General features: G+C 46.7%; 15 protein-coding genes. 7 read left to right on the plus strand and 8 right to left on the minus strand.

Going from position 1 to position 17,951, the window contains the following annotated elements:
- Positions 1–106 precede the first annotated feature (106 nt).
- The 4 genes from FBY58_RS00825 to FBY58_RS00840 all read right to left on the minus strand — a co-directional run bounded on the left by FBY58_RS00825 (position 107) and on the right by FBY58_RS00840 (position 5,842).
- Positions 107–1,432 (minus strand): methyl-accepting chemotaxis protein, encoded by a 1,326-nt coding sequence (locus FBY58_RS00825; RefSeq protein ID WP_141919017.1) that lies wholly within the window; start codon positions 1,430–1,432, stop codon positions 107–109.
- Between the two features lie 428 nt (positions 1,433–1,860).
- On the minus strand, positions 1,861–3,978 hold the full coding sequence (locus FBY58_RS00830) for a bifunctional (p)ppGpp synthetase/guanosine-3',5'-bis(diphosphate) 3'-pyrophosphohydrolase (RefSeq protein ID WP_141920575.1): 2,118 nt from the start codon (positions 3,976–3,978) through the stop codon (positions 1,861–1,863).
- A 181-nt stretch (positions 3,979–4,159) separates the two neighbouring features.
- The gene (locus FBY58_RS00835; protein WP_141919019.1) at positions 4,160–4,633 is read right to left on the minus strand and encodes a hypothetical protein; all 474 of its coding nucleotides are present in this window, start codon (positions 4,631–4,633) and stop codon (positions 4,160–4,162) included.
- A 411-nt stretch (positions 4,634–5,044) separates the two neighbouring features.
- Entirely contained in the window at positions 5,045–5,842 is a 798-nt protein-coding gene (locus tag FBY58_RS00840) for an SDR family NAD(P)-dependent oxidoreductase (RefSeq protein ID WP_141919021.1), read from the minus strand.
- Positions 5,843–6,221: 379 nt separating this feature from the next.
- Between FBY58_RS00840 and FBY58_RS00845 the strand changes: the two genes are divergently transcribed.
- Entirely contained in the window at positions 6,222–7,004 is a 783-nt protein-coding gene (locus FBY58_RS00845) for a hypothetical protein (RefSeq protein ID WP_141919023.1), read from the plus strand.
- A gap of 230 nt (positions 7,005–7,234) precedes the next feature.
- Positions 7,235–8,242 carry a biotin synthase BioB gene (gene bioB, locus FBY58_RS00850; protein WP_141919025.1) on the plus strand — a complete coding sequence of 336 codons (1,008 nt, stop codon included), beginning with the start codon at positions 7,235–7,237 and terminating at the stop codon, positions 8,240–8,242.
- An 85-nt stretch (positions 8,243–8,327) separates the two neighbouring features.
- Here the strand turns inward: bioB and FBY58_RS00855 are convergent, their stop codons facing one another.
- Entirely contained in the window at positions 8,328–8,546 is a 219-nt protein-coding gene (locus tag FBY58_RS00855) for a hypothetical protein (protein ID WP_141919027.1), read from the minus strand.
- 458 nt (positions 8,547–9,004) lie between these two features.
- Positions 9,005–9,556, minus strand: coding sequence for a CDP-diacylglycerol--glycerol-3-phosphate 3-phosphatidyltransferase (pgsA, locus tag FBY58_RS00860; RefSeq protein ID WP_141920576.1), 552 nt, complete (start codon positions 9,554–9,556; stop codon positions 9,005–9,007).
- 336 nt (positions 9,557–9,892) lie between these two features.
- Here pgsA and FBY58_RS00865 point away from each other — a divergent pair, with 336 nt between their 5' ends.
- Positions 9,893–11,161, plus strand: coding sequence for an MFS transporter (locus FBY58_RS00865; protein WP_141919029.1), 1,269 nt, complete (start codon positions 9,893–9,895; stop codon positions 11,159–11,161).
- Between the two features lie 110 nt (positions 11,162–11,271).
- Here the strand turns inward: FBY58_RS00865 and FBY58_RS00870 are convergent, their stop codons facing one another.
- Positions 11,272–11,658, minus strand: coding sequence for a helix-turn-helix domain-containing protein (locus FBY58_RS00870; RefSeq protein ID WP_141919031.1), 387 nt, complete (start codon positions 11,656–11,658; stop codon positions 11,272–11,274).
- 105 nt (positions 11,659–11,763) lie between these two features.
- Here FBY58_RS00870 and FBY58_RS00875 point away from each other — a divergent pair, with 105 nt between their 5' ends.
- The 4 genes from FBY58_RS00875 (at position 11,764) to leuD (ending at position 17,018) form a co-directional block, all read left to right on the plus strand.
- Positions 11,764–12,828: an SDR family oxidoreductase gene (locus FBY58_RS00875; RefSeq protein ID WP_141919033.1), complete on the plus strand. Its 1,065-nt coding sequence runs from the start codon at positions 11,764–11,766 to the stop codon at positions 12,826–12,828.
- Positions 12,829–13,308: 480 nt separating this feature from the next.
- Positions 13,309–14,883, plus strand: a complete 1,575-nt coding sequence (locus FBY58_RS00880; protein ID WP_141919035.1) for a serine hydrolase — start codon at positions 13,309–13,311, stop codon at positions 14,881–14,883.
- A 105-nt stretch (positions 14,884–14,988) separates the two neighbouring features.
- Positions 14,989–16,443: a 3-isopropylmalate dehydratase large subunit gene (leuC, locus tag FBY58_RS00885; RefSeq protein ID WP_141919037.1), complete on the plus strand. Its 1,455-nt coding sequence runs from the start codon at positions 14,989–14,991 to the stop codon at positions 16,441–16,443.
- Entirely contained in the window at positions 16,440–17,018 is a 579-nt protein-coding gene (leuD, locus tag FBY58_RS00890; RefSeq protein ID WP_141919039.1) for a 3-isopropylmalate dehydratase small subunit, read from the plus strand. The genes leuC and leuD overlap by 4 nt, the downstream gene beginning before the upstream one ends.
- Positions 17,019–17,135: 117 nt before the next feature.
- Here the strand turns inward: leuD and FBY58_RS00895 are convergent, their stop codons facing one another.
- Positions 17,136–17,951: a nucleotidyltransferase family protein gene (locus FBY58_RS00895; RefSeq protein WP_141919041.1), complete on the minus strand. Its 816-nt coding sequence runs from the start codon at positions 17,949–17,951 to the stop codon at positions 17,136–17,138.

Raw genomic sequence — 17,951 nt, forward strand, 5'->3', positions numbered from 1 at the left:
CAATAATGGTTTAAATTTTATTTAAAAACCAAAGGAATTTCCTGTAAGTCATAGCAGACGAGCAGAAAGAAAACCTTTTTTATCGCGCTAAGTATAACTTTCTGAATTACGCATGCGCCAACTGTCTTGCCGTGGCAGAAGAGCGCGCTACTTTTGATGAATCCAGCTCAAAACGGGCAACCTGATTAGAAAGATTATCTGATTCTTCCGCAAGACTACGGGCAGCGGCGGTGGCCTCTTCGACCATGGCAGCGTTCTGTTGCGTTACGGAATCCATCTCGCCGATGGCGATATTAATCTGTTGCAAGCGCTCTGATTGAGCATGGGCGGCTTCCGATATATTCTGGATCGACCGGCTGATTTCGGAAATACGAGAAATGATGCGCCCCAGTAAATCCCCAGCTTCCATGACAAGATGAACGCCTTCAGTGATCTGCTTGGCATTCGTCGTAATCAGGCCTTTCACATTATTGGCTGCGTCGGCAGAACGCTGAGCCAATGCCCGAACCTCGGCAGCAACCACCGAGAAGCCTTTACCGGCATCACCTGCGCGTGCAGCTTCGACACCGGCATTGAGGGCAAGAAGGTTGGTCTGGAATGAAATACCGTCAATCAATCCGATAATGGAAGCAATTTCATGGGCTTGCTTTTCAATGCCGCCCATGGCTTCGGTCGTGTTTTTGATGACGACGCCACCCTGTTCCGCATCCCGATTGATTTCGGTCATCAATTTATTGACATGGGCTGCGCTGGTTGCGGTTTCATTAATGCCTTTGGTGACATCATCCATCGTCCGTGAGGTTTCTTCTATGCTGGCCGCATGTTGTTCCGTCCGCTGTGCCAGATCATGGGAAGCGTCGCTGATTTCACGAGCGCCGGTGTTGATGCTGTTGCTGGATTCTGCAACCGTTCTAGTCATGTCCGCAAGAGAGTCTAAAGCCGAGTTGTAATTATTACGCAGGGCTTCATAAATAGACGGGAAGGCCGTCGTGATACGGGTAGCCAAATCGCCCCGTGCTAATCCGTTCAGGCGAGCCGCCAAAGTATCGGTGACGATACTCTGTCCCTTGGTGACTTCTTCAAGATTGATGGCGTTATTGCGGAACACATCCATTGCACGGGTGATGCGTCCGACGCAGTCCTTGTTATTGCGGTATAAGATCGGGCTGTTCAGATCGCCGGCAGCCAGTTGTTCCATACGGACAACGGTTTGCACATAGGGTTCGCTGATCGCTTTTCCGGTGAAATAAGAGAAAGCAACCGAAAGTAAGATACCCGCAGCAGCTGAGGCTATAGCGGCCGGATAGCTTGATAAGGTGACGAAACTGCCCAAAACAGCCAGTGCCATCAACAAAGAAATAAGCAGATGCCCTAAAACGATAAATTGGAATTTCACCTTGATAGGGGCTTGGGTAGAAAACCAATGCAGCATGGTATTTTATCCTGACCTTATTATGTAAGCAGCACCGGTCTCGGGGAATTTCAGAGCAAAATGGAATTTAATGCAGCGGAAACCGGACTAACTAGAACTTTCTGTATCTTGTAACGACTAAAATGGAGTAAAATTCATCTACCCATGAAAAATAAAATGTCTTATAACAATTTATTACTTTTTCTATTTTTGTAGATTGGCGTTAAGCACAGCCAATTGTGCTATTTTTATTTAAAATGAAATATTATATTAAATTTTGTAATAAAAAATGGGCAATTTTTGCTTCTAGCACAAAAGTATTTCGAAATACTTTCTAAATTTCTATCACAGACATTGATAATTTTAGTCGTTCAAAAAGTTTTATAAAAACAACGACCTGGAAGTATATTGCGTATTATGCGCAATAACGAACGTTTTTTGAGAAGGACTTAGGCCTGATAATGAGGAAGTTGTTCTCTTTCAGCCTGAACAACGCCATCAGCCGCGCGTAAAGCCGCCAAAATCCGCATCAAATGCTGAAGATCGCGCACTTCGAGTGTGACGTTGAAAACGTGGAAATTTTCATCTCTGTTCGCGAGAACCAGATTGATGATATTGGCTTTATGGGCACCGAAAATAGTTGCCACCACGCCCAAGGCACCTGCCTGATTTCGGACAATGACTTTGAGGCGAACCGTTGCCCCTTCTGCTTTGTCATTCCAGCGAAGATCCACCCAGTCTTCAGGGTTTGTTTCTGCCAGATGTGGGCAGTCGATAACATGGACTTCGATAGCGGCATGTGGCCGTCTTAAACCCACAATGCGATCCCCTGGGACAGGGTGACAGCATTCGGCCAGATCATAGGCCGCACCCGGAGTGAGACCTTGAATAGAAATGGCATGATTAACCAAGGGCGGAAGCGGTGCCATTTCGTCATGGATAGCCATGCCCGGCATTAAGGCTTCCATGACCTCGTTATCGGTAATGTTGCGAAGCGCAATGGCTTCGAAAAGATCGTCGGCTTCTTTCAAATTTAAGCGTGGTAATGCCGATTCCAAAGCATTTTCGGAAAGAGGAGAGGGTAATCTTCTGATAATGGTTTCGTAAAGTTGGCGACCCAATGTTAAGGTATCGCTGCGCTCTTTATGGCGGACAAACCGTCGGATAGAGGCGCGTGCTTTGCCGGTCGTGATAAAGTTGAGCCAGCCTATTTGCGGTGTTTGAGCCGCCGAGCGGAGAATTTCTACTTGGTCACCATTTTCGATGCGGGTGCCTAAAGGCACTACGCGGCCATTGATTTTAGCGCCAACGGTTTGGTCACCTAAATCAGTATGGACAGCATAAGCAAAATCAACAGGGGTCGCACCCAACGGAAGCTGAATCAGTTCGCCTGTCGGTGTGAAGGCGAAGATGCGATCTTTATACATCGCCATCTTAGTATGTTCGAGCAGTTCTTCCGGACTTTCGGCATTGTCCAAAATTTCTACAAGATCGCGAATCCAGCCGCTTTGCTGGAATTTATCCGGCACAGTTTTTTGTTTATACGCCCAATGTGCCGCAAGCCCATATTCGGCTTGTTCATGCATTCGTTGTGAGCGAATTTGAATCTCGATACGTAGATTTTCGTTATGGATAACCGCGGTATGGAGTGAGCTGTATCCGTTCCGTCGAGGTGTTGAAATATAGTCTTTGAAACGCCCCGGCACCATTGGCCATTTGCTATGTAATAAGCCTAAAGCGCGATAGCAGTCTTCGGTATTATCGACGATGACCCGAAAAGCCATAACATCCGATAATTGGTCGAAGCTGATATGGCGTTCTTCCAGTTTCTTCCAAATTGAATAGGGGTGTTTTTGGCGGCCTGATACTTTTGCTTTGATGCCCGCATTTGCGAGCACCTCTTGTATGCCATCTATGATGCGTTTGATCTGGCCGGTATCGCCCTTGTTTAGCTGTTCCAGCCTTTTGGTGATTGAGGCATAGGCTTCCGGTTCCAAAAACTGGAAGGAAAGGGTCTGCATTTCCCGCATGAATTCATACATGCCGATCCGTTCTGCCAACGGGGCATAGATATCCATGGTTTCACGCGCGATGCGACGCCGTTTTTCCTCTTTCGGAATGAAATGCAATGTCCGCATATTATGCAGACGGTCGGCCAATTTGACCAAAAGCACGCGAATATCATCCGACATGGCGAGCAAAAATTTACGTAAATTTTCGGCTGCCCGTTCGGTGACGGATTGTGCTTCTATTCGGGATAATTTGGTAACGCCATCGACAAGGCGGGCAACGGCTGAACCGAAAAGTTTTTCTAGTTCTTCGCTAGTAGCGACGGTGTCTTCGACAGTATCATGCAAGATAGCCGTGATGATGGTTTCCGCATCCATATGGATGTCGGTCAGGATTCCGGCCACCTCCAGAGGGTGACTCAAATAGGGATCGCCACTTGCACGCTTTTGGTTGCCATGAGCTTTCATGGCAAAAACATATGCACGGTTTATCAGCGCTTCATCAGCGTTAGGATCGTAGCTTAAAACCCGATCGACTAATTCATATTGTCTCAACACAAAGACAAAATTGCGGAGGATTTCAACATATTGCAAGCCTTCATTCGCATGAGAGGCATAATTTTTTTTAGGCTATCGGGATTTATGGCGTTTGGGCATCCCGCCAAGGCTTTCACCTTGGCAGGCGAATTATAACTTGTGCCTCAGAGGCAGAGTGAATGCCTCTGAGACGTGATCGTTATTACCGTTCAGCGTTGCGCCGCTGTGCATCAAATTTGATGCCTGCCATGGTTTCAGGCAGTTTCGTTTGAGCTAATTTGCTATTGTAATAAACGAAATATTTTTTCAGGGCTGGAGCATATTCCTGTCCGGCTGCTCCTAAGCGTTGGTCAGCTAAGGCTGCCACAGCTTCTACTTTCGCCGGATCAACCGAGGCCGGGTCAGCATTGCTTTTCAGGATTTCCAGCAATTCAGGTGCAATATCGACTGGACTATGCATCTCTGCGGTCTGTGTTTTTACCACTTTTGAATCATGGCTCCATTTCAGCATCTGAACGCCGACTACCGCGCATAACAGCACCACAGAAATAGCGATATGCATTAACGCTTTTTTCAGGCTGCCTTTACGGAAATAGAGCCAGTAAAAAAACATCAGCATGGCGATGATGAAATAAATGGCAAGAGCGCCCGCAATTATATTAGATACTTGTTCCACGAAAAGTACAACTCCTGCAAGAAAGAGGCCTGATCGATGAGATGTCTGGCCTGCGTTAAGAAACACTTGGAAAAAGATGGAGCCGGAAAGTTGGCTTTAATTCAGATCAATAAAATTTAGACCGAAAAATATGTCAGTTTTTACTGACGAAAATAAGAGAAGAGATTTTTACGGTGGCATACTATCGAGTATCGATATCCGTAAACTATATTCCGAGTCAATATGGTGAAAACACCCCGCCATTGGGGGATTATCTTAAAAATAGCCAAGAATTAGGGGTGGAAATATAATATTACGAAAAAGACATATTTTGATAAAGTGTTAATTTATCATTTTGGAAGAAGGTTGTTAAATAATGGCAAGAGAAAAAGGGAAAAGGCCTCCTTGTCGAAAGCCTTTTCCTTTGAAAGATTATAAATAATTCAGAATGCCACCTTCAACGCGCAAGGCTGCGCCAGTTGTAGCAGAGGCCAAAGGTGATGCCGCGTAAAGCACCATATTGGCAACTTCTTCGACGCTGGCAGCGCGTTCGATGATGGAAGACGACCGCACTTTTTTCGTGAAGGCGGCGGCGGCTTCTTCGTAAGAACAGCCCGTCTTTTTAACTTCGGGTTCCAGCATTTTTTTCAGACCATCGGAGAGGGTCGGCCCTGGTAAGACAGAGTTGACGGTCACGCCGGTGCCAGCCAAGGTTTTAGCAAGTCCACGAGCGATAGCGATCTGTGCGGCTTTGCTGAAGCCGTAATGCACCATTTCTGCTGGAATGTTGAAGCCAGATTCCGAGGAAATGAACAGCACCCGACCCCAGCCTTTTTTAGCCATGCCCTTGGCATAGGCGCGGGATAAACGGACACCCGACATCACATTAACGTCGAAGAAATTCTGCCAGCAGTCATCTTCGACATCGAAAAAGCCCCCTTGTGGGCTGAAGATACCGACATTGTTAACTAGAATATCGCAAGCTGGATGGGCTTTGATCAGGGCATCGCAGCCTTCTGCCTGTCCTAGGTCGCAGACAAAGCCGGTGACTTCGGCATCAGGGGCAGCTTTTTTGACTTCGGCAATCGCGTTATTAAGCTTTTCCTGATGACGGCCATTGACGATGACTTTTGCGCCCGCTTCGGCAAGGCGGATTGCAATGCCAAGACCGATACCTTCTGATGAGCCGGTGACGATGGCGGTTTTGCCTGAAAGGTCTATTTTAACCATGCATGTTATTCCTTTTATTTGAGGCCATTACGTCCAAAATCAAAAGAGGATCATGGGATGGAATGCCCCTCTTTTGTCATTTTTGGGCTGTCTTGAAATAGCAAAGGCATTTGATAAGGAAACGATTGGTCCGCAAAGGGTTTCCTTGGCTGGGTCGGTGATTATTCAGATGAAAAAAACGTTACATATCGGTTTTTTCGATTAGGGATGCTGTGACATCTTGTTCTTTACGCTGTTTTCTGTGGTTTTGCAGGGAAGGATGCAAAGCTGTGATCTGTTTTACCAAAAGGGAAATGCCGCATGGGTTTTGGCTAGATGCTTGTGCGATCAAAGCGGTTTCATTTGCCTGATAAGAAGCCTTGTTTTATAGGCTTTGACTATGATCCCGATACATGCACAACCGCCGATCCGTGACGATAGTTTTGCGGCTTTAATCACCCATGCTGCCAGCTTTTTCTATGGCGAAAGAATTGCGGTCGATTTCATTTATAGCCTGTCACGTATTTGCGAGTTTAAAACCTATTTTCGTGATTTCCTGACCAATGCGATCCAATTGGATGCCGCCGGTATTTTGTTGCTGTATCCGAAAGCGACAGAAGATAAGGAATTTGATCGGGCGTTCTCTTCTTTTATTGAAAAGGGGATATTGGTTCCTGCAGCAACAACCGATGGTTGGATTTTGCCGAAGCAAGCGAAATCAAGTGATGTGTTTGAGGCAATCGCTGCGCTGTTTGCTGTGAAAAAGAAATTCAGAAAGCGAGTAAAGTATTTTTTCAGCTTTGAGCTTCTTTTTTGCGAAGCCTATCGGGATAAAATTTTCTTTGCTTTGTTATTGCTGACAATCGAGCATGTTGACCGCAGCCGGAATGTTCAATTCATTGAAGAGATCGGTGATATTTTTAATAAAGACCTGAAAAATACCTTGCTGATTTTGGCTGAAAATCGCTCCTTCGGTTTTGAAAAACTGGCCGTTCCGGCAAAAATTATCTCTGCTTTTCCAGAGGTAATAGATAGCGCTGTTTTTGTTGCCGAAGATAAGGGCGAAAAATCTGTGGACGGCGGAGAAGATCAGGTCTTTTCAATTAAAAGTCGTAATATCAACCAGATATTGTTGACGATTGCCGGTTTGATATTGAGTGATATTCCGATAAAAATTATCTAGCTTTTAGCCTGATGATTTTGGGTCGCAATATTTAGAAAAACAGTCTGCAATCGGAAAAGATGGGTAGTGTCATCAGGAAATATCATTGGCTATTTGGTCGATTATTTTTATGGCTTCTCTCTATTTTAGGTTTTTCGGGTGATCGCTTTCCCGTTCTGGGCATGGCTATTCATTGTTGAAAATTACTGGCATTAAAAGCGATTATTCGCTGCGAAAAGGGTTTTTAAAATATGGTATCGGTCGGAACACAGTCCCATAATAGCGCCGGAAAGGCCGATAAGGATCAGTCCGCTGATAATATCCGCCATGACTGGCAATTGGATGAGGCCTTGGCGCTTTATAATCTGCCTCTTTTGGAATTGATCGGGCAGGCTAATGCTGTGCATCGCCGTTATCATGATGCTGGACGTCTCCAGAAAAATAGCCTTTTGAGCATTAAAACCGGTGGCTGTCCGGAAGATTGTGGCTATTGTTCGCAATCCGCCCATCACGATGTTGAATTGACCCGTGAAAAGCTGATGAATCCTACCGCTGTGGTGGCTTTGGCGGCCAAAGCCAAAAAAGCCGGTGCCGAGCGTTTTTGCATGGGTGCCGCATGGCGTAAGGTGCACGATGGCAAGGAATTTGATGCTGTTTTAGAAATGATCCGTGGTGTGCGGGCTTTGGATATGGAAGCCTGCGTTACCTTGGGTATGGTGAATGAAGATCAGGCCAAACGTTTGGCCGAAGCCGGATTAACGGCCTATAACCATAATTTGGATACGGGCCCTGAATATTATCCGAAGATTGTTTCGACCCATAGCTATCAAGACCGATTGGATACTCTGGCAAAAATCAGAGATGCAGGGATCGCCTTATGCACCGGCGGTATTATTGGTTTGGGAGAATCTGCCCGTGACCGTGTTGAAATGCTGATGGTTTTGGCCGCAATGGATCCTCATCCTGAAAGTGTGCCGGTGAATATGTTGGTACCGATTGAAGGCACACCTTTAGCCAAGGCTGAACCGGTAGATTCTTTGGAAATTGTCAGGATGATTGCAACTGCCCGCCTGATGATGCCACGTTCCATGGTGCGTTTGTCGGCTGGTCGGTCGGCATTAAGCCGCGAGACCCAGATATTATGTCTGGTAGCGGGAGCTAATTCGATTTTCTACGGGAATGTCCTGTTGACCACGCCCAATGCCGATATGGCAGCAGATGATGCTTTGTTAGAAGCTTTGGGCGTGACCGCAGAGTAATCTTGCCGCTTCTTTAAAAATAACCTCATGTCTTTTGACATGAGGTTAGGCATTCTGGCGGTTTAGGGTGCGAATTAAGCCTTGCTTACAGCATGGTGTCGTAAAGTAATTCACCGATATGGCTCAGCATAAAGGCCGAGATTGCAAAATAGGCGAATGAACCGATTGCAATACGGACAGTCGGGAATTCCGGATGATAGTTATCTTTCCGGTTAGCTATATAAAAAGCCAGCGTCAGGGCTGCTGATAAAAGCAGGATAACGGGCAGTAAAAGCGACAGAGAAAAGGCAGAAAGATTCAACATGATTCTCTCCTTTTTATTTTATAAGAAATAAACTAACATAATTTCAGCAAAAATAAATATAAAAAATTACTTTTTTACAAATATAAAAAATAATAAATTATATTGTGGTTCTATCGTTTTTTTTTGCGACCCTCCGCGCCTTAACAGTATGAAAAAACAGTGTTTCATATCTGTGTCCGATGGAGAGGTTACATCCAGTCAGGACGAAACTCTGGCGCGGGCCGAAGAAATCGAGATAGAAAAAGGTATTTTGCGGAATTTAAACGGCGATCAGCGGATGCTGATAATCAGGAAATCAAGCTATGCCAGATTTGTCATAGCCTGACGAAAAAGCCGTTTTGCAGTTACGGATAGAAACAGGTTTTAGTAAAAACAGAAATGGCAAATTGTAGATCCGTTTATAGTGATAAGAGACGGTTTAATTTCCGGATTAGAATAGAGAGGAAGGCCGTCAGGCATCAATCCATATGTTTGATGCCGATGCGCAGATAATCCCATCCGGTAAGTAAAGTTAAGGTAGCGGCTATCCAGAGGGACGTCAAGCCGAGGATGCTGACTAGCGGGGTGGTAGCCGTGGCACCGCTGAGAATGATTGCTCCAAAAGCGATGAGCTGGAAGGTCGTTTTCCATTTTGCTAGTTGGCTGACCGGTAAAGAAACATGCAGTTCGGCCAGAAATTCACGTAAGCCAGAAACCGCAATTTCCCTCAGCAAAATAATCAAGGCCGCCAATATGTGAAAACCGGCAATCAGTGGATGGCGAGAAATCAGCATCACGATAACCGAGGCAACCATGATTTTATCCGCAATCGGATCGAGAAAAACGCCGAGCTTTGAAACGGTGCCTTGCGCACGGGCAAGATAGCCATCGAAATAATCGGTAATCGCCATCAGGCAATATAATAGGAACGCGCAAACATAGCCCATCCAGCCCGGATTCCAGAGCAAAGCAACCAAAACCGGAACCGTAAAAATACGGGAAAGGGTCAGGACATTCGGCAATGTCAGCATGTCACGATCAGTTCCTGTAATAATGTAGCGGATATTTTTTTGCCGTCGGAAAAAATCCGGTGGCAAAGAACATCTGCTCATTTATGACATTCAATAGGGAAAAACAGACTTCAACGATCGGAGATTCCCGACATTTAGAGACTTATTTTCTCTTTCTCCCTGTTATTAGAATAACGCTTTTCAATAACCAAGGGGTAAACGCCGCTTTTCTTTTGTTAAGTTGAAAAAACAGGGCAGAAATAATTTTTCCCTGTAATCGGCCTAGCTGCCCCTTGGCTCTATTGGTGGCTTTCGTTATGAAAGGCAGCTTCTAGGACAACATGAGTTTTTTCCGGCATGAAAGCTTCTATCCGGCTTCTGAATAAACGCCGGTTCCTGCCGCTTTTCGTTACCCAGACTTTGGGAGCTTTTAACGATAACCTGTTCAGGACGGTGGTTGTTCTGGTTGCGACTTATGGGATTTATTCCAATCCCCAGATGGAAACCCGTTTTTCAGCGATCGCAACCGGCATTTTTATTATACCTTTTTTTCTGTTTTCGGCTTTGGCTGGTCAATTGGCCGATACCCATGACAAAGCGCGTATTATTCGTATCGTTAAAATAGCTGAAATCGGTATCATGATAACCGGTGCTATTGGTCTTTGGGGGCATTCTATCCCGTTAATGTTGATCGCTGTTTTTGCGATGGGGATTCATTCCACCTTTTCTGGCCCGATTAAATATGCGATTTTGCCGCAGCATCTGAAAGAAGACGAAGTATTGGGTGGCACCGGTCTTGTTGAGGCGGGTAGCTATCTGGCTATTTTGGGCGGAACTGTGGTTGCCGGTTTCGTGAATAGTGAAACCGCCGGTCTGGTTATTTTGTCGATGGCATTATTGGGGTGTTACGCATCGAAGCATATTCCCGAGGCGCAAGCCGAAAAAGAAGGGGAGCCGATCGATCATCATATCTTTCGTGCCTCTTTCCGTTTGATATCGGCAACGATGCATATTCCGCGTTTGTTTTTGGCGATTTGTTCGATCAGCTTTTTCTGGGCTATCGGATCGGTGCTGATTATCCAATTTCCGCCCTTGGTGAAAAATCTGTTTTATGCAGATAAGCAGGTTGCCAGTTTGTTTTTGGCGATTTTCTCCGTTGGGGTAGCTATTGGCTCCCTGCTGATTAACCGTCTGCTATGCGGTAAGGTATCTGCCCGTTATGCGCCCGGTTCGGTTCTTGCCATGGGCGCTTCGGTCTTGTGGTTTGATTGGGTTATCCAGCGTTGGCATAATATTCCCGTCCATCGTTTCTTCTCGGTTCCTGAATTTATTCACCAGCCCGGCGTAGAATTAGTTTTTATCGCCTTGTTAGCGGTGGCTATTACCGGCGGGATGTTTGTTGTGCCGTTATATGCTTTTTTGACGACGACGGTTGAGAAGGATCATACCGCCCGAACGGTTGCAGCCAATAATATTATGACTTCTGGTGCTATGGTTTTGGGTGGCTTTTCGGCGGCCGTTGCCAGTAATATCGGTTTTTCTACCTCCCAGATATTATGGGCTGTTGCGACGATGTGCTGTGTCGCCGCATGGTTGTCATGGAAGCTGCATTGCAGTTGTGATTAAGATTGAAGAGGATGTTTTAAGGATCGTGTTATTTTGATCCTGCGATATCGTGAAGCGTTATAAGGCAGAGGAAAGGATGAGGTTGATTATCATTCTTTCCTCTGCCTTTTTTATTCGGGCTCGGCTGAATTGGGCAGGGCGATATCAACTTCTTTTTTATGGGTAATACCCCATTGATACAGCATTTCGATTGGCTCGATAAAAATCTGTCCTAATTCGGTTAATCGATATTCAACGATCGGCGGCATCACCTGTTCGATATCACGTTGCACCCATTGACGTTGTTCCAGCTCTTTGAGTGTCTGGGTCATCATTTTTTTGGATAATCCCGGAATACTCCGCATCAATTGGGTTGGTCGGGCATGGCCACCGAGCAAATGAATAGTATGCAAAATCATAGTGATCCATTTCCCGCTGAATAATCGCAATAACCGTCGCGGCGCGCAGTCTTCTTCAAAAGGGGGCGTGCGATATTCTTCGGGAAGCGGCGACATCAACAGGGTAACCTTTTAGTGACCAAGGCACAAAATAGTGCCGGATTGCGGATATTTTCCAGAATAGACATCTTCCTGACAGAAGCTTGTTGAAAAGGAAATATCAATATGTCTCTTAAAGCTCTGGTCGTGGGATCAACGGGGGTTGTTGGTCAGAATTTAGCCAATCGATTGGTGGCAGAAGGCTGGACGGTTTATGGTTTGGCGCGGCATCCTTTTGATGCGGTGAGTGGCGTTTTGCCTGTTGCCGCCGATCTTTTGGATAAGGATGCTTTGAAAACGGCTTTGGCCGATATTTCGGTTTCCCATGTGTTTTTCTGCACATGGTCACGTCGTCCGACAGAAAAAGAGAATTGCATCGTCAACAGCCAGATGATGGCCAATGTCTTTCAGTCTTTACCGCATCCTGAAAATATCGAGCATAGCGCCCTTGTTACCGGCATGAAGCATTATCTCGGTTCTTTTGAAAGCTATGCCAAGGGGGCATTACCCGAGACGCCTTTCCGTGAAACCATGCCGCGTCTCGATGTCGAAAATTTTTATTATAATCAGGAAGATTTACTGTTCGACGCGGCCAAGCAATATGGATTTTCGTGGAGCGTTCACCGTCCCCATACCATTGTTGGCTATGCGGTCGGCAATGTCATGAACATTGCGACGACATTAGCGGTTTATGCCAGCATTTGTCGTGAGACCGGCCGTCCTTTTGTTTTTCCGGGGTCGCCTATGCAATGGCACGGTTTGACTGACGTAACGGATGCGCGTCAATTGGCGTCTCAGGTGCTTTGGGCATCGACCAGTGCTGCTGGACGCAATCAGGCCTTTAATGTGGTCAATGGCGATGTGTTCCGCTGGAAATGGTTATGGCCACAATTGGCAAAATGGTTCGGGATTGAGGCGGCGCCTTATCCTGAAAGAAGATCTTCCCTTGAGCAGGCATTATCGGGTGATGATGATTTGTGGCAGACCATAACCCGTCGTTACAATCTTCAAAATATCGGTTTTGGAAAATTGGTTTCAGCTTGGCATACTGATGCCGATTTGGGGCGTCCCATTGAATCGGTTACCGACATGAGCAAAAGTCGCCGCGCCGGATTTTTGGATTACCAATATACGCCGGATTCTTTCTTTGATGTGTTCGAGCGTTTGCGGGCTGAACATATTATTCCGTGATCAGGTCGTTTTGAATAGGCAGTCTTGTTTTTGCTTTAAGGGTGAAAGCAAGGCTGCCTTTTTTTGGCAAGGCATAGGGTTGTCGGAAAGGGCAAGGTAGTTTTTTGAATGGCCTTAATTCGATTTTTGCATGACGTTAATTTTATAACCTTTCGATGTATTTATCTTATTCCAAAGAAGGCTTTTTCTGCAAAAAGGCTGGAAGTCTTGGGTAGTTTTATGCCTTTTTTCTTTGATGAATAAATTTTGATGCGCTTTGATTATCTAAAATGAAGCACTGGTGGTCTAATCGCTCTTTTATCCTGATAAAACCGACCTATTTTGTCTAAAATCTCCTGTCTTTTTATGAAAAAACGCTATCGAAGAAGGAATGACGACTTTGATCAGGGATTGATTCGTCTCTTTTTGCGCCAATCATTTTAATGACGGTCTGTTTTTATTCACTGTCCGCTTTTTGGACAGAAAGCTAAAGGGTATGGCATGAAGTGTCGGACGATCATGACGGCTGTTAAAAATATGCGCTGTAATAAAAGAGATTATTTGAAAAAAAAGATCGCCTCTCTTCATAAAACTGCGTTGAAAACCGGCACGCTTTTAACTGCGTTTTCCTGTCTTGTGCCTTCCGTTGTTCAGGCAATCGAACCCGTGAATAATACGGTTGTGCAGACTTTGGCTCCGCCTGAAGAAGGCACATCGGTTATTGATTACCAAAAAATTGACCAGCGTTTGAATCGTTTGATGTCGTCCCAGACGATGGTTGGTTTGGGCGTTGTGATTATCGAAAATGGTAGAATCCGTTTTGTCCGTGGCTATGGCGTGAGAAAATCCGGTGGCCATGAGGTCGTTACCCCGAATACTGTTTTTAGATGGGCTTCTTTATCCAAAGGGGTCGCTTCAACTATGGTCAATTTATTGGCCGATCAGAAGCGTCTATCTTTGGATGACATTATTTCTCGTTATGGTACTACGCTCCGTTTACCCGATCATGCCGAACAGCAGGCCACTATCCGTATGTTATTATCCCAGCGATTGGGCTTGGTTCATAATGCCTATGATGATCGGTTAGAGCATGGTGAAGATCCGGCCAGTTTGCGGCAGATGTTGGATCAGTTGCATCTGAGTTGTTCTGTTGGGCAATGCTATGGCTATCAAAATGTTGCCTTTGATACTGCGCATGAAATTGTCGAGCGTGTAACGGGTATGAGTTATGCCCAAGCCGTTCGCCGTTATCTGTTTTTGCCATTGGGCATGTATTCGGCATCAATTGGCAGAAGTGCTTTAGTTAATTCGCTTGATTGGGCGGAACCGCATACGGGACAACATACCCGTGAGGTGAAAGAGAATTATTACCGTATCCCTGCCGCCGGTGGTGTGAATAGTTCCATTATCGATTTGGGTCGATGGGTTCGGGCGCAGATGGGTATGGAGCCGGAAACTTTGTCCCATTCATTATTGAACCGGATTCATCAGCCGCAGATCAATACCGGCACATGGAAAGGGGGCCCTGTTGATCACGCTATGGACGATGCCGCCTATGCCATGGCTTTTCGTGTTTACCACTATCGAGGACATTTGATGGTTGGGCATCGTGGGGCTGTTAGTGGATACCGTTCTTTGTTATTATTTGACCCTAAATTGAAATCTGGGGTCGCAGCTTTGTGGAATAGTGAAAGCCCACGCCCGACAGGGTTGCAATTGGAAGTTATGGATATGCTGTATCACCAGCCCTTCCATGATTGGATGGAGCTGGATACGCCAGATCTACCGCCCGTTGAGCATCACGTTTCGCGCCCTATATCAAAAGCAGAGCGGCTACGGATGGAACGCCATAACGCCAATGGGCATCATCCCGTTGTGGCAAAGAAAGCTGTTGGTAAAGACGCCCATAGCAAAAACGCGCATGCGGTCGCAGCAAAGTCAAAGCCGACAAAAGCGCCAGCCCATCCGGCGGCCGCACATAAAGCGGCAGCTAGCGACAAGAAAGCACATCCTGCCGTTGTGAAAAAAGCGGCGCCGAAACCGGCTGCAAAAGAGAAGGCTGCTCATAAAAAATAGGGGCGGTTAGATGGCTTTTGTGAGGGCAGATAGTCTGTGACCATGAGGGCGGCGATATTGCAATTATAACGAATAGCGTTAAAAAACGCCGCCAAAGGAATAATTATGACAAAAAATCCGCGCACTCTTTATGAAAAAATATGGGACGCTCATATTGTTGAGCGTCGTGAGGATGGTTCCGCCCTTGTTTATATCGACCGGCATCTCGTCCATGAGGTGACCAGTCCGCAAGCTTTTGAAGCTTTGCGTCAGGCTGGACGTCCGTTGCGTCGCCCAGATCGGACTTTGGCGGTGCCGGATCACAATGTTCCGACAACGGCGCGTGTTGATGGTGAAGGGCATTTGTTACCGATTGCTGATCCGCAATCCGCCAAGCAGTTAGAAGCACTGGCTAAAAATGCGCCGGAATTTGGTGTGCGTTATATTAGCGCTACCGATCCAGAGCAGGGCATTGTCCATGTGGTGGGCCCTGAGCAGGGATTTACCTTGCCTGGCACGACGTTGGTTTGTGGTGACAGCCATACGGCAGCGCATGGTGCTTTGGGAGCTTTGGCTTTTGGTATCGGAACCTCCGAAGTCGAACATGTCATGGCAACCCAGACTTTGATCCTGAATCCGGCAAAGACCATGGAAGTTCGGGTTGAAGGCAAGCTGTCCCCTGATGTGTCTGCAAAAGATCTGATCCTTCACATTATTCATGTTTTGGGCACCGCAGGCGGTACCGGATATGCCATTGAATATACCGGCGAAGCCATTCGCAATCTGTCGATTGAAGAGCGTCTGACCGTTTCCAATATGTCGATCGAAGCGGGCGCTCGCACAGGATTGATTGCGCCTGATGAGAAGACCTTTGCTTATCTGTTCGCGCGTCCCATGTCCCCCAAGGGAGATGATTGGGAAAAAGCGGTGCGTTGGTGGAAGTCTTTGGCAACTGATGAGGGGGCTGTCTATGACAAGACCGTCGTCATTCATGCCGATGAGGTTCAGCCTTCTGTGACATGGGGTACTAGCCCTGAAGATGTTGTGCCGATAACTGGCGTTGTGCCTGATCCGGCTTCTTTCCCTGATCCGGCCAAACAGGCTGCTGCCCGTCGTTCTTTGGAATATATGGGTTTGGAACCTGGCCAAAAAATGGATGGTTTGGCTGTTGAAAATGTTTTCATCGGTAGTTGCACCAACAGCCGGATTGAAGATTTGAGAGCGGCTGCTTCGGTTGTCTGGGGACGGCATGTTGCCGATAACGTCAAGCAGGCTTTGGTTGTGCCTGGTTCTGGTTTGGTAAAACGTCAGGCCGAGGCTGAAGGCTTGGATGAAGTCTTTAAAGCGGCTGGTTTTGAATGGCGTGAGCCGGGCTGTTCCATGTGTTTGGCCATGAACCCCGATAAGGTGCCCGCTGGTGAGCGCTGTGCCTCGACGTCGAACCGTAACTTTGTTGGGCGGCAAGGCCCCGGTGCCAGAACCCATCTGGTTTCACCCGCTATGGCGGCGGCCGCCGCCGTTACCGGACATCTGACTGACCTGCGTCATCTTGCGCCGGTTAAAATGGGAGAAACGGCATGAAAGCTGTCAAAATAGTCGAAGGCCGTGCCTATCCGTTAGGCGAAAGCAATATTGATACGGATATCATTATTCCGGCTCATTATCTGAAAACGACTGACCGTAAAGGTTTGGCAAAGGGTGCGTTTGAAAGCATTCGGGCAAAAGAAGGCAATGTCTTTGATGATCCCGAATATAAAGGCGCGCCAATCCTGATCGCGGGTGATAATTTCGGTTGTGGTTCCAGTCGTGAACATGCTGCTTGGGCGATCAATGAAATGGGCATTGAAGCGGTTATTGCGCCGCGTTTTTCGGATATTTTTTCCGGTAATGCCTTCAAAAATGGTTTGTTGACGGTTGTTTTGCCGGAAGCCGATGTCGAGCGTTTATTAGAAGTTGCAAAAACCGACCCGATTACGCTTGATCTCGAAAATCAGGTAGTGACGACCCCTTTTCAGGATCGTTTTCATTTTGAGATTGATCCTTTCCGCAAGCGTTGCTTGTTGGAAGGCTTGGATGAAATCGGTTTGACCCTGAAAGATCAGGATAAGATCAGCCAATATGAAGATGTATTGGCGAGTGATCGCCCTTGGGTCTAAGCATCTGGCGAATTTAGTTTCGATGATTTTTTAAGAAACAGCCCGTTTTTTAGCGGGCTGTTTCTTTGTGGATAAAGCCACTGCGCAAGGATGGTTTTCTTTTGCTTCGGAGCAAAATTAGATTTGCTTGCGGTTTTTTAGAATTCTTTCGGCAAGCTGGTAATCGGAGAGTTTATCGACGTCGATTCCGGCTTCTGGCTGGGAGAGAACAACTGGATTGATGGTAAGGCCAAGTTTGTTGCCAACTTGGTTGAGCGCTTTTTTGAAGCTGATGCTGCGCGTGATGGCTCTGATCGCGAGGCAAAGACCGAAATGGCGGATGAGCTGCCATGCTTTTTTACGGTTTTGTTCGATTTCTGCCCATTGCTGTAAAGCGGCTTTAACTTTGTCATTGGCCATCGCGAAGAGATTGGCGCCGCTATAGGCATCGTCTGAAAAGCAGAGCCATGTTCTACGGTTTTCAGGATAGCTTTTTAACAGATTGCTACGGGAGACGACCCCGACGCTTAAGTCGCTTTCTTGGGCTTTTGATAGAAATTCAGCCACCATTTCTTTAGTCAATAATGGATGGTCGGCGGTGGTTACCAAAAGCGGCCATGTAATGTTTTTCTTATCGATCAGGCTAATAATGCTGTTAGCGATGCCGCTACCGGAGACAGCGGTTGTTATCCGGTCCTCCTTGGCCATCCATGTGCAGTCGCCCGTCAGCAAAGCATTCGGGTCTTGCGCCATGACCACGATATGGCCGATCGTCGGTGCTTGAGTATTTTCTTCTGGTGAAAGCGCCAGAAGCGTTTTGGCAACCCGTGAAAGCATGGCTTCACCATCAATCGGGGTTAGTGCTTTCCATTCCTGTTGAAACTGTGCCGCAAGCGGATCAATGCCGGGGCGTTGTCCTGCCAGAATGAGTGCTGTCCATGCTTGTCCGGTCAT

Source organism: Zymomonas mobilis, from assembly GCF_006715975.1.
In the GTDB taxonomy this organism is placed as follows: Bacteria; Pseudomonadota; Alphaproteobacteria; order Sphingomonadales; family Sphingomonadaceae; genus Zymomonas; species Zymomonas mobilis_B.

Excerpts from the sequence above, each read along its gene's own strand:
- FBY58_RS00825 (WP_141919017.1), bottom strand. The coding sequence starts at position 1,432 with ATGCTGCATTGGTTTTCTACCCAAGCCCCTATCAAGGTGAAATTCCAA.
- FBY58_RS00840 (WP_141919021.1), bottom strand. The coding sequence starts at position 5,842 with ATGGTTAAAATAGACCTTTCAGGCAAAACCGCCATCGTCACCGGCTCA.
- FBY58_RS00845 (WP_141919023.1), top strand. The coding sequence starts at position 6,222 with ATGATCCCGATACATGCACAACCGCCGATCCGTGACGATAGTTTTGCG.
- bioB (WP_141919025.1), top strand. The coding sequence starts at position 7,235 with ATGGTATCGGTCGGAACACAGTCCCATAATAGCGCCGGAAAGGCCGAT.
- FBY58_RS00855 (WP_141919027.1), bottom strand. The coding sequence starts at position 8,546 with ATGTTGAATCTTTCTGCCTTTTCTCTGTCGCTTTTACTGCCCGTTATC.
- pgsA (WP_141920576.1), bottom strand. The coding sequence starts at position 9,556 with ATGCTGACATTGCCGAATGTCCTGACCCTTTCCCGTATTTTTACGGTT.
- FBY58_RS00865 (WP_141919029.1), top strand. The coding sequence starts at position 9,893 with ATGAAAGCTTCTATCCGGCTTCTGAATAAACGCCGGTTCCTGCCGCTT.
- FBY58_RS00875 (WP_141919033.1), top strand. The coding sequence starts at position 11,764 with ATGTCTCTTAAAGCTCTGGTCGTGGGATCAACGGGGGTTGTTGGTCAG.
- FBY58_RS00880 (WP_141919035.1), top strand. The coding sequence starts at position 13,309 with ATGAAGTGTCGGACGATCATGACGGCTGTTAAAAATATGCGCTGTAAT.
- leuC (WP_141919037.1), top strand. The coding sequence starts at position 14,989 with ATGACAAAAAATCCGCGCACTCTTTATGAAAAAATATGGGACGCTCAT.
- leuD (WP_141919039.1), top strand. The coding sequence starts at position 16,440 with ATGAAAGCTGTCAAAATAGTCGAAGGCCGTGCCTATCCGTTAGGCGAA.
- FBY58_RS00895 (WP_141919041.1), bottom strand. The coding sequence starts at position 17,951 with ATGACCGGACAAGCATGGACAGCACTCATTCTGGCAGGACAACGCCCC.